The 14,195-nt window shown below is 73.8% G+C and carries 12 protein-coding genes; 6 read left to right on the top strand and 6 right to left on the bottom strand.

Going from position 1 to position 14,195, the window contains the following annotated elements:
* Nucleotides 1-37: 37 nt before the first annotated feature.
* The gene (locus IO40_RS39770) at nucleotides 38-1,390 is read right to left on the bottom strand and encodes a hypothetical protein (protein WP_063830991.1); all 1,353 of its coding nucleotides are present in this window, start codon (nucleotides 1,388-1,390) and stop codon (nucleotides 38-40) included.
* 283 nt (nucleotides 1,391-1,673) lie between these two features.
* Here IO40_RS39770 and IO40_RS34715 point away from each other — a divergent pair, with 283 nt between their 5' ends.
* The 3 genes from IO40_RS34715 to IO40_RS0106335 are packed head-to-tail and all read left to right on the top strand — an operon-like array spanning nucleotide 1,674 to nucleotide 4,270.
* Nucleotides 1,674-2,384: a hypothetical protein gene (locus IO40_RS34715; protein WP_016471540.1), complete on the top strand. Its 711-nt coding sequence runs from the start codon at nucleotides 1,674-1,676 to the stop codon at nucleotides 2,382-2,384.
* 6 nt (nucleotides 2,385-2,390) lie between these two features.
* On the top strand, nucleotides 2,391-3,437 hold the full coding sequence (locus tag IO40_RS0106340) for an SRPBCC family protein (protein WP_016471539.1): 1,047 nt from the start codon (nucleotides 2,391-2,393) through the stop codon (nucleotides 3,435-3,437).
* Nucleotides 3,434-4,270 (top strand): hypothetical protein, encoded by an 837-nt coding sequence (locus IO40_RS0106335; RefSeq protein WP_016471538.1) that lies wholly within the window; start codon nucleotides 3,434-3,436, stop codon nucleotides 4,268-4,270. Before IO40_RS0106340 ends, IO40_RS0106335 begins: the two co-directional genes overlap by 4 nt.
* Nucleotides 4,271-4,344: 74 nt before the next feature.
* On the opposite strand, the gene IO40_RS0106330 is transcribed toward IO40_RS0106335, so the two are convergent.
* The 3 genes from IO40_RS0106330 to IO40_RS0106320 all read right to left on the bottom strand — a co-directional run bounded on the left by IO40_RS0106330 (nucleotide 4,345) and on the right by IO40_RS0106320 (nucleotide 7,640).
* A complete protein-coding gene (locus IO40_RS0106330) occupies nucleotides 4,345-5,670 on the bottom strand; it encodes a PP2C family protein-serine/threonine phosphatase (RefSeq protein ID WP_016471537.1) in 1,326 nt (441 codons plus the stop codon).
* A 192-nt stretch (nucleotides 5,671-5,862) separates the two neighbouring features.
* Nucleotides 5,863-6,552, bottom strand: coding sequence for an ABC transporter ATP-binding protein (locus IO40_RS0106325; protein ID WP_016471536.1), 690 nt, complete (start codon nucleotides 6,550-6,552; stop codon nucleotides 5,863-5,865).
* Nucleotides 6,549-7,640, bottom strand: a complete 1,092-nt coding sequence (locus IO40_RS0106320) for an ABC transporter permease (protein ID WP_016471535.1) — start codon at nucleotides 7,638-7,640, stop codon at nucleotides 6,549-6,551. Before IO40_RS0106320 ends, IO40_RS0106325 begins: the two co-directional genes overlap by 4 nt.
* A 171-nt stretch (nucleotides 7,641-7,811) precedes the next feature.
* Here IO40_RS0106320 and IO40_RS0106315 point away from each other — a divergent pair, with 171 nt between their 5' ends.
* The 3 genes from IO40_RS0106315 (at nucleotide 7,812) to IO40_RS0106305 (ending at nucleotide 10,595) form a co-directional block, all read left to right on the top strand.
* Nucleotides 7,812-9,032 carry a sensor histidine kinase gene (locus IO40_RS0106315; protein WP_030408566.1) on the top strand — a complete coding sequence of 407 codons (1,221 nt, stop codon included), beginning with the start codon at nucleotides 7,812-7,814 and terminating at the stop codon, nucleotides 9,030-9,032.
* Nucleotides 9,029-9,664 carry a response regulator gene (locus IO40_RS0106310; protein ID WP_031028508.1) on the top strand — a complete coding sequence of 212 codons (636 nt, stop codon included), beginning with the start codon at nucleotides 9,029-9,031 and terminating at the stop codon, nucleotides 9,662-9,664. The genes IO40_RS0106315 and IO40_RS0106310 overlap by 4 nt, the downstream gene beginning before the upstream one ends.
* A 109-nt stretch (nucleotides 9,665-9,773) precedes the next feature.
* The gene (locus IO40_RS0106305) at nucleotides 9,774-10,595 is read left to right on the top strand and encodes an SAM-dependent methyltransferase (protein WP_030408564.1); all 822 of its coding nucleotides are present in this window, start codon (nucleotides 9,774-9,776) and stop codon (nucleotides 10,593-10,595) included.
* Nucleotides 10,596-10,617: 22 nt separating this feature from the next.
* On the opposite strand, the gene IO40_RS0106300 is transcribed toward IO40_RS0106305, so the two are convergent.
* Nucleotides 10,618-12,243, bottom strand: a complete 1,626-nt coding sequence (locus IO40_RS0106300) for an amidohydrolase (RefSeq protein ID WP_031175008.1) — start codon at nucleotides 12,241-12,243, stop codon at nucleotides 10,618-10,620.
* 254 nt (nucleotides 12,244-12,497) lie between these two features.
* Nucleotides 12,498-14,045: a UbiD family decarboxylase gene (locus IO40_RS0106295; protein WP_078659770.1), complete on the bottom strand. Its 1,548-nt coding sequence runs from the start codon at nucleotides 14,043-14,045 to the stop codon at nucleotides 12,498-12,500.
* Nucleotides 14,046-14,195: the final 150 nt, after the last annotated feature.

The following is a 14,195-nucleotide window of genomic DNA, read 5'->3' as shown; positions in this document are numbered from 1 at the left end:
TGTCCTCCCGCGCAACGGGGGCCGCGGACTCATCTGTTCAGGGCGGCTCCTGGTGGCGGTCCTCCGTCCGGCGGCCGTTCGAGCGGGAGCCCCGCTCCGCGTCACGCCTGCCCTGCCCTTGCGCCTGGTCGTCGGCCCGGTCGCCCGTCTGCCCTCCGGATTCGGCCGGCTCCTCGCCGGTCCCGGAGTTGTCGCCGCCGCCCTTTCCGGCTTCGCGGACCGTCTCCCCCACGGCCTCGGAAGTGCGCTCACCTGCTTTGCCGACGGCCTCGCCGGCTGCCCCGCCCGCGCGCCCGGCGGTTTCCCCCGCGCCCTTCCCGACATCCTCCACCGCTTCCCCGGCGCCCTGGCCGGCTCCCCGCACGGCGCCGCCCGCGCCCTCGACAGCCTCTCCCGCACCACGGCCGACGCCTTCCGCGGCCCCACCGGCACCACGGCCGACGCCTTCCGCGGCCTCGCCCGCGCCACGGCCCGCACCCTCGACCGCGCCGCCCGCACCGCGCCCGGCCTCCTGCACCGCGCCGCCCGCGCCCTTCCCGACGCCCTCCGCCGCGCCACCGGCACCGCGTCCCACGTCCTGCACCGCACCACCGGCGCCCTGGCCCACACCCTGTACGGCACCGCCCGCTCCCTGGCCGACCCCCTGCACGGCACCGCCCGCTCCCTGGCCGACCCCCTGCACAGCGCCGCCCGCGCCCTGGCCCACGTCCTGTACCGCACCACCGGCGCCACGGCCCACGTCCTGCACCGCACCGCCCGCACCGCGGCCCACGTCCTGCACCGCACCGCCCGCGCCCCGACCCAGTTCCTGAACGGCACCGCGGGCTCCCGAGCCGATGTCCTCGACGGCCCCGCCCGCACCTCGCCCCAACTCGCCGACGGCGTGTCCGGCCCCGCCGCCGACCTCCCGCAGAGCGGAACCGGCCCCGCTGGTGATCTGCTCCAGGATCTGCGGATTGCGGTCGATGGTGCGCAGTACCCGGTCGATGATCCGGGCGACGTTGTCGAGCCGGACCTTCAGCAGCGCCTGGGCCTCCACGCCCTTGATCTCCAGCTGCACCCGTCCCAGGCTGACGTCCGCGCCCACATTGAGCCGGAGCAGATCCAGCACCTCGGCCTGCAACGAGACCCGTGCCCGGAGGTCCTCCACCTCCAGATTGATCTCGTCGACCTTGACCTGCGGCACGTCGAGGAGCACATCGGGGCTCCGGCCCGGCGCCTCCGCGGGAACGATCTCCCCCTCGGAGATCTCCTGCTCGTCGGGCCGCCCCTTCCCCGCCTCCCGCTGCTGGTCCGGCCGCCGCTGATCCGACCCCCGCTGGTCCGGGCCCTGCTCCCCGTCGTCCCATTCCTCGACGTAGTCGTCTTTGCCGCGGTAGTCCTCGTCCATGACGTGGCCTCGCTGTCCTGGGCCAGGCATCGCCCCGGCTGCCCACAAACGGTCCGTATCACCGTAAAACGGATGAACGGAATTGTCGCCGCGTACCGGGCGGACGGAGGTATCCGGGCAGGCGCGGCGTCCGGGCGGCGACGCCGGTACCCGTCCGGCCCTCTCCGGAATGCGCCCGGCGCGGTGCCGCGCACACACTGTGTCCACGGCTGAACAGGGCGAATTGCGGCCCTGGTCGGAGGTTGCCGTACGGGACCCAGCAGACCGAGCCCAGGGACCAGTCATGAACGACAGTCAGAAGACGACCGTCCTCGCCGCGGTCGTCGGCGGCTATCTCCTCGGCCGCACCAAAAAGGCGAAATTCGCCCTCACCGTAGGTTCACTGGTGGCCGGGCGCCGTCTCGGCGTCGCCCCGCAGGAACTGCTCGGCAGTGGCCTGAAGAAGCTCACCGAGACGCCCCAGTTCGAGGAACTGAGCAGCCAGGTGAAGGAACAGTTGATGTCGGCCGCCCGCACGGCTGCCGTGTCCTTGGCCAACCGCCGTATCTCCTCGCTGAGCAGCACTCTTCGCGACCGCACCGACCGCCTCGGTGAGCTCGCCAAGCCGGGAGGGGAGCAGAACGGGGGCGGAGGCGGAGACGGGGACGAGGAAGGCGGCAGCCGCGAGCAGGAGGAAGGCGCCCAGGAAGGCCGGGACGAGGCCGACCAGGACCGCGGGGACGGGGAGGGCGGCGAAGACGGCGGGGACGGCAGGGATGGTGGGGACGACGGACAGGCCGCAGGCGACGCGGGAGGCGAGCGCAGTCAGGAGCCGGAGGAGCGGCGGGAGCCGCGACACCGGCAGCAGTCGCGGGAGTCGTCCGCACGGAAGCGGGGGGTGGCCCGCGAGGCGGCGGCGCGCAGCGCGTCGCCCTCCGCCGGCCGTCCGCACCGGAAACCGGTTTCCGGCAGCGCCGCCAAGAGGTCCGCCGACCGATCCGCCCGCAGGAGGTAGTCCGCCATGCCCCAGCAGCACACCAACGACGGTGGCTCCCCGCTGGACCAACTGCGGGACGACCTTCTGGAGTATCTGACCGCGGCCGGCAAGCATCTGGTGGGCAAGGCCACCGACCGGCTCACCCAGATCGCCGGACAGGACGGACCGGGGGAGTCGAACGGCGGCGGGGCGCTCGCCAAGACGGCGGCCCGCACCGTCAAGGGCGACAACCCCGCCAAGGCCCTCGTCGCGGAGAAGGCCAAGAGCGCCAAGGACAAGGTGACCGAGAAGGCCAAGGGCGCGGTGGGAATGGGCGACGGGGGCGGCAGCAAGCCGGGGGACCTCAAGGCCATCAACATCATCGAGCACGTCGACATCGGCCGGCCGCTGCGGGTGGTCTACAACCACTTCACGCAGTTCGAGGACTTCGGCGGCTTCATGAACGGCGTCAGCAGCGTCTCCCGCGACGAGGAGGACGAGACCAAGACCACCTGGAAAGTGCGGGTCTGGCCGTCCACCCGCAGCTACGAGGCGACGGTCTCCGAGCAGATCCCCGACCAGCGGATCGTGTGGTCCTCCGAGGGGTCGAAGGGCACGACGAGCGGTGCGGTGAGTTTCCACCGGCTGGACGAGAACCTGACGCGGGTCGCGGTGGTCGTCGAGTACTACCCGTCCGGATTCTTCGAGAAGACCGGCAACATCTGGCGGGCGCAGGGCAGACGGCTCCGCCTGGACCTCAAGCACTTCCAGCGGTACGTGACGCTCCAGTCGGAGGAGGTGGACGGCTGGCGCGGCGAGATCCGCGACGGCGAGGTCGTCCGCAGCCACGACGAGGTCGTCGAGGAGGAGAAGCGGGACGAGGAGGAGTCGCGGAAGGACGAGGGGCGGGACGGCGCGGAGGAGAACGGGGACGGCGGAGACGGCGGGGAGCAGGAGCCGGAGGAGAACGAGGGAGACGACGAGGGCGGCGAAGGCGAAGGGGCCCAGGGTGACGAGGAGGGGGACGACGGAGAGGGCGGCGGCCGTGGCGACGAGCGCGGCTCACGGCGCCGCGGGCGGGGCGAACGGTGACGGACAGACCGTCGGCCGCCGTGGTCACCGGCTTGCTGGGCGGCTACCTCCTCGGCCGCGGCGGGAAGGCGAAGGCCGCACTCGCCCTGGCGGCTTTGCTGACCCGCGCCGTGCGGGGCGGCCACCGGCAGGGCGGGGACGGCGCCGGCGAGGAGGAGGCACCCGCCACCTCACGCGAGCAGCCGGAAGAAGGTCCGTCACCCGCGGAGGGGCAGCCGACGGACGAACATCCGGCGCCCGAAGAGAAGGCGGAACCCTCCCGCGAAAAACCGGAAAAGGGCCCCTCCCCCGCGGACGAACAGCCGGCGGACGAACAACCGGCAACCGAAGAGAAGGCGGAAACCTCCCGCGAACGCGGCCGGCCCGCGCCCGAGGAACGGGAGCCGTCACCCGGCGAGGGGAAGGCCCCAGCAGGGCCGGAGTCCGCACCCGGCGAGGAGAAGGCCCCAGCAGGACAGGAACCCGCGCCCAGCGAGCAGGAGACCCCAGCAGGACAGGAACCCGCGCCCGGCGAGCAGGAGGCTGCCCCGCGTCGGCGGGAGGAGCCGCCGCGCGGTGCGGAGCCCTCCCCCGGCCGGGCGGAGCCGCCTGCCCGTCAGGACGAGGCGGCGCCCGGTGGGCAGGGGGGCCGGCCGCAGGAGGAGGCGGCGCCGCGCCGGCAAGCGGCGGCTCCCCGTCGGACGGGCGAGCCGGTTCCGGCAGGGCAGCAGCTTCCCGCGCCGCAGGAGGAGGACGTGCCGCGGCTGCGGAAGCCGCGTCCGCCCCGGCGTCCGAAGCCGCCGCTGCGGCCGGGCGGTGGACTTACGTCCCGTGACGTGCCGCCCGGCGCCTGACCGGCGGGTCCGGTGGACCGCCCGTCCGAAGAGGGGCACTCGCGCTCACCGTTCGGTGAGAGGGACGCCCCTGCCTACTCCTCCGCGGGCTGGGTCTCGGGCATGTCGGGGATGCCGACCTTGTCCTTGGTCTCCTCCTCCGGCAGTCCCGCCGCGCCGTGCCACTCGGCCAGTACGACGGTCGCGTCGTCCCGCAACTGTCCCTTGTGGTAGGCCAGGTGGTGGCGGATGAGCCGGCGCAGCGTCTCGGGTACGGGCAGCTCGTCGGCCTGGTGGCGCAGGAGGAAGTCGATGAAGCGCTGGAGGCCGAACTCCTCGCCCTCCGGGTTGCGGGCCTCGGTGACGCCGTCGGTGTAGAGCAGCAGCCGGTCACCGGGTTCGAGCTGTTTGTGGCAGAGGGTGTCGGGGTGTCCGAGGCCGGCGCCGATGGGCGGGGCCGTCGGTCCGTCGAGGTGGACGGGGGATCGTCCGCGCACCACGACGAGATGGGGGTGCCCGCAGTTGAGCCAGTCCAGTTCCCCGGTGGTCACGTCGAGTTCGGCGAGGATGCCGGTGACGAAGCGGTCACCGGAGAACTGTTCCACCAGGACCTCTTCGACGGCCGCCGCGGTGCTGGCCAGGTCGCTGCCTTCGCGGCGGGCGTTGCGGGCGGTGGAGAGCGCCAGGTTGGCGGTCACCCCGGCGGCGGTGTCGTGTCCCATCGCGTCGAAGAGCGAGAGCTGGGCGATGCGGCCGTCGAAGGCGTAGTCGTAGACATCTCCGCTGACTTGGTAGGCGGGCTCCATCAGGGCGCTGATCATGAGGCTGTCGGTGGCGAAGGTGCGGGAGGGCATGAGGCGCCATTCCATCTCGGTCGCCACGTCCATGCGCCGTCGGCGCACCAGCCGGCTGTAGGAGTCGCTCAGCCCGCGCTTGCTGACGATCATGAGGGCCACCAGTGCGGCGAGCCGCCGCATGTCGAGCTGGGCGGCCTCGTCGGCGTCGGGTGCGGTGATGCGCATGACGCCCAGCCGGTCGGTGCCGTCGACCAGTGGCACCCACCAGTGGTCGTGGTCGCCGGGTCCGGCGGGCAGGACCTCGCCGTGCTGGAAGGCCCGCCCGGCGACGGTGCCCTCGACCCGGAACTCGCCGTGCCGCAGCCCGGTGCCCCCGGCGGGCGGGGGGTGCGGGACCAGCGGGGTGAACAGGTCCTGTTGCAGGTCCACGAGGTAGACGGTGATGTCGGTCAGGCCGACGCGGGCGGCTTCCTCGTTCAACCGTTCCGGAAGCTGTTCGAGCGTGGAGAAGTGGCTGGCGCTGATGAGCGCGCCCAGCATGGCGGACCGCTCGGTCGCGCTTTCCGGGAAGTGCTCCTCCGGCCGTACGCCGTGGTCAGTGGTCGCGCGGTCGTCGAGGCTCATGCAGTCTCCCAGGAGAGAGGACCGGCGGCTGAGCGGTCGTGCGTCGACGGTGGCGCACGGCCCGCGGCACCACCCCACCGGTCCCCCGGAACGGTGGGGATAAACGCGAGGGTCCCGCCCGGCGGGCGGCACCCGGCGACCGCGTGCACTGCTCGTCGCGCCGGCTCACCGTGCACTGCTCGTCGCGCCGGCTCACCGTGCAGTGTCCGCGGCGGGGGCGCCGAGGCGGCCGTCGTGGACCTCCACGACACGGTCGACGGCGGTCAGGTACGCCCGGTCGTGGGTGACCAGCAAGGTGGCGGTGCCCTGCTGGTGGGTGAGGCGGGTGAGCAGGTCGAGCACGGCGGCGCCCCGCGTGTGGTCGAGGGCGCTGGTGGGCTCGTCGACCAGGAGCACGGTGGGCTCGTTCATGAGGGCCCGCGCGATGTTGACGCGCTGGCGCTGGCCGCCGGACAGCTGGTGGGGGCGGCGGTGGGCCTGGCCGGCCAGGCCGACGGCGTCCAGCAGCGTCAGGGCCCGGGAGCGGGCGCGGGCCGGGGAGCGGCCGTCGATCCCGGCCATGACCTGCAACTGTTCGGCGGCGGTGAGCGACGGCAGCAGGCTGGGCTGCTGGAAGACGATGCCGATCCGCTGCCGGCGCAGTGCGGCGGTCTCCCTCCGGCTCATTCCCGTGGTGCGGGTGCCGTCCACGGTGACGGTGCCGGAGTCGGGAGTGATGAGGGTGGCGGCGACGGCGAGGAGGCTGGACTTGCCGGAGCCGGACGGTCCGACGACGGCGGTGACACTGCCGTCGGGCACCGTGAGGCTGACCCGGTCCAGGGCTTTGAGCCGGGTGTCGCCGTCGGGGTAGGTGAGGGTGACGTCGGACAGGTCGAGGCTCATCGGGCGCTCCCCAGTGCGGTCAGCGGGTCGACGGAGGTGATGCGGCGGACGGACAGGGCGGCCCCGAGGGCGCCGAGGAGGACCATGACGGCGGCGGGGACCAGGACGGTGGCGGGGGTCAGCAGGAACGGGACGGCCGAGCCGGACAGGGCGGCGCCCAGGCCGGCCGCGGCGGCGGTGCCGAGGAGGGTGCCGCCCGCCAGCAGGACGACGGCCTGGCCGAGGGCGTCGCGCAGCAGGTGAGCGGTGGAGGCGCCCAGTGCCTTGAGCACGGCGATGTCGGCGCTGCGCTGGATGGTCCACACGGTGAAGAACGCGCCGATGACGAGCGCGGAGATGACGAACAGGAAGCCGCGCATCAGTTGCAGCGAACCGTTCTCCGAGGTGTAGGAGCCGATGGCGGACAGCGAGTCCTGCTTGCCGACCGTCGTGGTGCCCGCGGCCCGGTCGGCGGCTCGGATGTCCACGCCGGGTGCGGTCCGCAGGGCGATGACGGTGGCGGTGGGGCCGTCGGCCCGTCCCGGCGCGGGCGGAGCGGTCCGCTGCCAGGTGGCCAGGCTGGTGTAGACGACCGGGGTGTGGCTGAAGAAGGCTTCCCCGCCGACGGCGGCCACCGTCACCTCGTGCCCGGCGAGGGAGACGGTGTCGCCGCGGCGGACGCCCAGCTCGTCGGCGGCGGGACGGGAGAGAACCGCCGTGCCGTCGGTGATTCGTCCGCTGTCCGGGGCCGGCCCGGAGCCCGGACGGACACCGAAGACGGAGACGCCGGCGCTGGTGCCGCCCGCGGTGGCCTTGGTGGTGGTGATGCCCAGTGGTTCGGCGCGCTCGACTCCCGGTGTCCGCGCCCAGCGCCGCCACTGGTCGCGGGTGACGGTGGAGTCGGAGTAGGAGGGTGCGCGGCCGTCGCCGGGGGCGTTGAAGGCGATCCTGTCGGCCGGCAGGCCGGTGATCGCGGAGATGTTCTGCTGCCCCAGTCCGGCCGTCAGCCCGGACAGCAGTCCGACCAGCAGGGTGATGAGCACGATGACGGTTCCCATGAGGGCGAACCGCCCCTTGGCGAACCGCAGGTCTCTCCAGGCGACGAACACAGCTGTGACTGCCCTTTCGTTCGGCGGACACGGTGACGCCCCCACCGTCGCCGCCGTACCGGGCCGGAGGCATCGCGCGAGGGAGGGCACTTCGCGGGCCGAAAGGCGGCGGCCGGGTTCTCACTTTCGATGGAGGGCGGCGGCCGGGTCTCCTCGTAGGCTGGAGTGATCGTGAACGAGCTGACCCCCACTACCCGTGCGCTGGCCTGGTGCCTGCATCTGCTCGTCGTCGGGCTGGCCGGCCTGGCGGCCGTGCGGTCCGTGACGGATCACGCGCCGGGTGCGCCGGCTGTCGTCGCGGTGGCCGCCGCGCTGGTCGTGGTCTACGCGGTGGGTCCGCTGCTGCCGGTGATCCGCCGCTCCCGCCGGGCCGCCGCCTGCTGGCTGGCGGGGGTGGGCGCCGTGTGGCTGGGGCTGCTGGCGCTGACGGCCGACGGGGTGTGGGTGGCCTTCCCGCTGTACTTCCTGCTGCTGCATCTGCTGCCGCGGCGCAGCGGGCTGTTCGCGGTCGCGGCCACCGCGCTCGCGGCGATCACGGCCTTCGCCGCCCACCAGGAGACCCTCACGGTGGCCGTCGTCGTCGGACCGGCACTGGGCGCGGCGGTGGCCGTGGCCGTCGTACGGGGTTACCAGGCGCTGTACCGGGAGAGCGAGCGGCGCCGGCGGCTGATCGAGGAGCTGACCGCCACCCGCGCCGATCTGGCCGCGGCCCAGCACGCGGCGGGTGTGCTGGAGGAGCGGGAGCGTCTCGCGAGGGAGATCCACGACACCCTGGCGCAGGGCCTCTCCAGCATCCAGTTGCTGCTGCGGGCGGCCGAGCGGGCCCTGCCGGGCCGGCCCGAGGCCGCCGCCGGGCACGTCGGCCGGGCCCGGCAGGCCGCCGTGGACAATCTCGCCGAGGCGCGCCGCTTCGTCGCCGCGCTCGCCCCGCCCGCCCTGGAGGGCACCTCGCTGGCGGGCGCGCTGGAGCGGCTGTGCGCGTCCACGTCGGCACAGCATCCGCTGGCCGTCCGCTTCCATGTGACCGGACAGCCCGTGCCGCTGCCGGCGCCGCACCGAACGGCCCTGCTGCGTATCGCCCAGTCCGCGCTGTCGAACACCGTGCGGCACGCCGCCGCCCGGCACGCCGAGGTCACCCTCAGCTACCTCGGGGACCGGGTGGCGGTGGACGTCGTCGACGACGGGGCCGGTTTCGACCCGGAGCGCACTGGGGCCCCGGACCCGGGCACGGGCGGCTTCGGGCTGCCGGCCATGCGGGCCCGGGTGCGTGCTCTGGGCGGCACCCTCATCGTGGAGTCCGCACCCGGCCGGGGCACCGCGCTGGCCGCCCAGCTGCCGGTGAGCGGTGTGCCTTCCGTCCCCTCGCCCTCCGACGACGAGGAGCGTCCGTGACCGGCTCCCCCATCCGCCTACTGATCGCCGACGACCACCCGGTGGTGCGCGCCGGGCTGCGTGCCGTGCTGGAGACGGAGGAGGACATCGCCGTGGTCGCTGAGGCCGCGACCGCCGAGGAAGCCGTCGCCCGTGCCGGGCAGGGCGGGGTGGATGTCGTGCTGATGGACCTCCAGTTCGGTGCCGGCATGACGGGCGCACAGGCCACCGCCGCCATCACCGCGCGCCCCGGCGCACCCCGTGTCCTGGTGGTGACGACGTACGGGACGGACGCGGACACCCTGCCCGCCATCGAGGCGGGCGCCACCGGCTACCTGCTCAAGGACGCCCCGCCGGAGGAGCTGGCGGCGGCCGTGCGCACGGCCGCCGCGGGCCGCACCACGCTCGCCCCGGCTGTCGCCGACCGTCTCATGCAGCGGCTGCGCAGCCCGCACAGTTCGCTGACCCAGCGTGAGACGGAGGTCCTCTCCCTGGTCGCGGAGGGGCTGTCCAACCAGGGCATCGGCCGCCGGCTCCACCTCACCGAGGGGACGGTGAAGTCCCATCTGGCGCGGATCTTCGCCAAGTTGGGTGTCGAGTCCCGCACCGCGGCGGTCGCCACCGCGACCGATCTGGGTCTCATCCGCCGCTGAGAATCCCCGGACGCCCGCCCGGCGCCCCCGACCCGGCCGTCCGCCCCCTCGGCGTTCGGGACCCGGCGCGCTCTGTTAGAAAGTGGGCCCGGAGGAGGGGGAGGTACGCATGGTCACCGCGGAAACGACTCGGCACAGCACGGACCAGCCGCACAGTGCTCGCATGTACGACTATTTCCTGGGCGGCAAGACCAACTACGAGGTCGACCGCAAGGCCGCCGCCGTGGCGCTCGGCGCGCTGCCGAACATCATGGTGGCGGCCCGGCAGAACCGGGAGTTCATGCACCGTGCCGTCCGGCTGCTGGCCCGCGAGCACGGTCTCACCCAGTTCCTCGACATCGGGACGGGCATCCCCACCGGTCCCAATCTGCATCAGGTCGCCCAGCGGGAGCGGCCGGAGGCGAGAGTCGTCTACTCCGACAACGACCCGATCGTGCTCACCTACGCCCGCGCGCTGATGAGCAGCACCCCCGAAGGCGCCACCGACTACATCGAGGCGGATGTGCGGCAGCCCCACGTCATCCTCGAACACGCCCGGCGGCGGCTGGACTTCACCCGGCCCGTCGCACTGTCCCTGGTCGCACTGCTGCACTTCGTGCCCGACGAGGACGGTCCGCACGCCCTGGTCCGCGAGCTGCTGGCTCCGCTGCCGCCGGGCAGCGCGCTGGTGCTCTCCCACGGAACCGCCGATCTGGAGCCGGACGCCGAGGAGGTGGCCCGTATCTACCGGGAGCGGGGGATCACCCTGCACGTGCGGACCCGTGCGGCCGTCGAGCGGTTCTTCGACGGGCTGCGGCTGGTGGAGCCGGGCATAGTGGCCAGTTGCGACTGGCGTCCGGAGTACATCGGCGAGGACGATCTGCCCGCGCTGCCCGGCTCCGTCACCCCCGAGCAGTCGTGCGTGTGGGCGGGCGTCGCCCTCAAGCCCTGAACGGGCCGCGCCCGCCCCCGCGTCACAGCGCCGGGTCGCGGTGGGTGGGGCGCCCGTCGAGGACGGTGAGCAGCACCGGGAGTTCGGCCAGTTCGGTGGCCGGAGTGGTGAGCGGGTTGTCGGCGAGGACGGTCAGGTCCGCACGGTGGCCGACGGCGAGGCGGCCGGCGTGGTGGCCGTCCCCCGTGGCGAGGGCAGGGTTGACGGTCATCCCCTGGAGTGCTTCGAGAGCGGTGAGTGCCTGGTCGGGACCGTGCGGCGGGCGGCTCAGATCGCGGGTGGGGCGGCGGTGGCGGGCCCCGGCCATGACGGTCAGCGGCCGGTGGTCGGCGACGGGCCAGTCCGAGCCCAGGACGACGAGCGCGCCGGAGTCCCACAGGTCGCGGCAGCGCCAGGCGCGGGCGGCCCGTTCCTCCCCGAGGCGGCGGGACCAGTTGTCGGTGTGGTCGGCGCGGGTGAAGTCGCAGCAGTGGGTGGGCTGCATGGAGGCGACGACACCGAGCCAGGCGAAGCGGCCGAGGGTGTCGTCGGGAACGGTCTCGATGTGTTCGACGCGGTGGCGGGGTGCGGCGGCGGCTCCGGGCCGGGCGGCGAGTGCCTTCTCGACGGAGTCGAGGACGTGACGCACGGCGGCGTCACCGATGGCGTGGGTGGCGGTGGGCACTCCGGCTCGGTGCAGTTCGGCGATGATGCGGCTGTAGTCGGCCGGGTCCGGCCAGAAGGCGTGGGTGGACCCGCCGTGGCAGTCCGGGCGCTCCAGCCAGGCGGTGCCGTTGTCCACGGTGCCGTCCATGAACAGCTTGACGCCGGCGACCTGCCAGAGCCGGCCGCCCGTGTGCTGCTGCCGGATCAGTTCGTGCAGCGCGTCGGCGTCGGTGCCGGGCTGGCACCAGGGGGCGACGCGCAGCCGGAGGGGGAGTTCGCCTGCCGCGTCGAGTTCGGCGAGGAGGTCGAGACCTTCGCCGTCCATGACGTGACCGCCGGTCAGACCGGAGGCCGCCATACCGCGCAGCGCGGTGGCGAGGCGGTCGCGGCGCCCGGCGCGGGTGGGCTGCGGGGCGGCGCGCTCGACGAGGTGGCAGGCGGCGGACTCCAGCAGCAGCCCGGTGGGCCGGCCCTCGGTGTCGCAGACGACCTCGGCGGCCTGGTCGAAGGTGCGCGGCCCGTCGACCCCGGCCAGTTCGAGTGCGCGGGGGCTGACCAGCATGGAGTGGGCGTCGAACATCTGGAGCAGCGCCGGCACCCCGTCCAGGACGGGGGCGAGGGGTGCGGCCTCGACGGGTCCGTCGCCGAAGACGTTGGGGTCCAGTCCCCAGCCGTGCAGCCACTCCCCGGGGGCGAGACGGCGCACCTCGCGGGAGAGGGTCTCGCGGAGCGTGCCGAGATCGGTGCAGCCCGACAGGTCGAGTCCGCGGGCCAGTTCGGCGCCGTGCACCGGGTGGAGGTGCCCGTCGACCAGGCCCGGGGTGACCACGGCTCCCTTCAGGTCGACGACGGTGGTGCCCGCACCGGCCAGGGCGCGGATGCCGGCGTCGTCACCGAGGGCGTGTATCCGCCCGTCGGCGGCGGCCAGCGCGCACTCCGGGAGGAAGGCGCCGGTCGCCGGGTCGAGCAGGCGGGCGGAGAGCAGGACGAGATCGACGGGCACGGGGGCTCCTCGGTGGACGGGTCGGACGGGCACGAGCGGTCCCACGTCGGCGTGGGGCGTGCGCCGGGGCGGACACGGATCCGCTCGTGCCGAGTGATCGGCGCCCCGGCCAGATGCTATTGAGTGGGCGACCAATAAACAAGGCGGGGCGGCACGGCGGCCACCGCGCCCCGGCCCGGGAGCACCACCGGGGACCTGGTCAGGGCCCGCCCTCGTGCCCCCGGCCCGCCCCCGCGACCGCCCGTCCCGTCGGGTCAGGCGCCGGCGGTGGCTGCCGCTCCGTCCTCCGGCCGGTAGCCGTAGCGCGCCCAGTTGCCGACGACGTGCTCGCGCAACGCACGCGGGAAGGACCCTTCGAAGGAGGCGGTGGTGCCCCGGAAACCGTCGGGCAGCAGACAACTGGTGACGGACTTGCCGCCCCGCGCGCTGCCCGCCTCCTCGGGCGTCAGATACGGAACCATCGGGATACCGGGAGCCTGCGGATAGTGGTGGTGCCCGGTGCCGGGGTGACTGCGGGTGGCCAGGGCCCAGACGACCTGACGGATGTCGGTGACGTCGATGTCGTCGTCGACCAGGATCACCTTGGGCACCAGCCAGCCGGCGTGCGAGGAGAACAGCGTCTCGGCCACCGCGTCCACCAGCCGCTTTTCGGTCATACCGAGCGCGGCACGCCGGGCACGGTTCACCGAGACGACGATCCAGCAGGTGGCCGCCTCGTACGAGCACCAGGCCATCTCGACAGGAAGTTCCGCGGAGCGCAGCACGTCCAGGGCGGACGCGGAGATCATCGTCCCCCAGATGGTGTGGTTCTCCTCCGGCGGCAGCCCCGCCGCGCAGACCGGCAGGATCGGGTCGTCGCGCCAGGTCACCGCCTCGACGTGGAAGACCGGCTGCCGCTTCCCCTCCGGGAACGCGTACCCGTGGTACTCCCCCATCGGGCTCTCGGGAGCCGTCTCGTCCTTGCTGAGGTAGCCCTCCAGCACGATCTCGGCCCGGGCCGGCACGTACAGGTCGTTGGTCTGCGCGCGCACCACCTCGACCGGGCCGCCGGCCAGCGCGCCGACGTACCCGTCCTCGCTGACCCGTTCCGGCAGGGGCATGCCCGCCGCCGCCAGGGCTGCGGGCGGGGCGCCCAGCACCATCGCCCAGGGGGTGTGTTCGCCGCGCTGCCGCCACATTTCGTGGATCATCCCGATGTGCTGCTGCGGCATGGCCGGGCCGACCAGTGTGGTGCGGTCGCGCAGCATGGTGCGGGCCACCGACCAACTGGTCCACTCGCCGTCCGGGCTGCGCACGATGTGGAACCCGTAGGTGCCGAAGTAGCGCCCGCCGTCCTCCTGGTGCAGCAGCGGCACCGGGAACTTCTCCAGGTCCACCTCGTCCCCGGTCCGGACGTTCTGGCGGCACGGCCCCGTGGGCACGACGACCGGGTTCGCGTGCATGGCCGCCACCAGCCGCTCCAGGATGTCGCGCGGCCCCGCGGTGCGCGGCAGCCCCAGATGCCGGGCGATCCTGCCGTACTCCCCCAGCCGCCCGCTGCTCATCCCGGCCGGGGCGCCGAGGATCCGGAAACCCGGTTCGGCGCCGGTGAGGGAGGTGAACAGCGGTGCGGGCGCGGCCAGTTCGTAGGCCCGCCGGGTCACCGCGCCCACTTCGAGATGCGGATCGACGGTCTGCTCGACGGCCACGGCGTCGCCTTCGTCGAGCAGTTGCTCGACGAAGGCGCGGAAGTCCAGCGCGGGACCGGCCTCGTCCGGCTGCTGGGGGCTTGTGGACTCTCCGGGATGCTCGGGGTGCGGCATGGGTTTCCCTTCTCCTCGGGCGGGGGCGCTCAGCCGGCCCGGCCGCCGCGCATGCGCCCGCCACGGGCCGGACCGCACGCGGGACCGGCGACGACGGACCGCGTGCCGGTTGTGCGATATCGGTCGGCGGGAACGGTGATGCGGGGCGAC

Source organism: Streptomyces albus subsp. albus (assembly GCF_000725885.1).
Taxonomy (GTDB): Bacteria; Actinomycetota; Actinomycetes; order Streptomycetales; family Streptomycetaceae; genus Streptomyces; species Streptomyces albus.
This window is presented reverse-complemented; position numbering and strand designations above follow the sequence as displayed.

Bases quoted from the DNA above. Each gene is read 5' to 3' on its own strand.
- IO40_RS39770 (WP_063830991.1), bottom strand. From the start codon at position 1,390: ATGGACGAGGACTACCGCGGCAAAGACGACTACGTCGAGGAATGGGAC.
- IO40_RS34715 (WP_016471540.1), top strand. From the start codon at position 1,674: ATGAACGACAGTCAGAAGACGACCGTCCTCGCCGCGGTCGTCGGCGGC.
- IO40_RS0106340 (WP_016471539.1), top strand. From the start codon at position 2,391: ATGCCCCAGCAGCACACCAACGACGGTGGCTCCCCGCTGGACCAACTG.
- IO40_RS0106330 (WP_016471537.1), bottom strand. From the start codon at position 5,670: ATGAGCCTCGACGACCGCGCGACCACTGACCACGGCGTACGGCCGGAG.
- IO40_RS0106325 (WP_016471536.1), bottom strand. From the start codon at position 6,552: ATGAGCCTCGACCTGTCCGACGTCACCCTCACCTACCCCGACGGCGAC.
- IO40_RS0106305 (WP_030408564.1), top strand. From the start codon at position 9,774: ATGGTCACCGCGGAAACGACTCGGCACAGCACGGACCAGCCGCACAGT.
- IO40_RS0106295 (WP_078659770.1), bottom strand. From the start codon at position 14,045: ATGCCGCACCCCGAGCATCCCGGAGAGTCCACAAGCCCCCAGCAGCCG.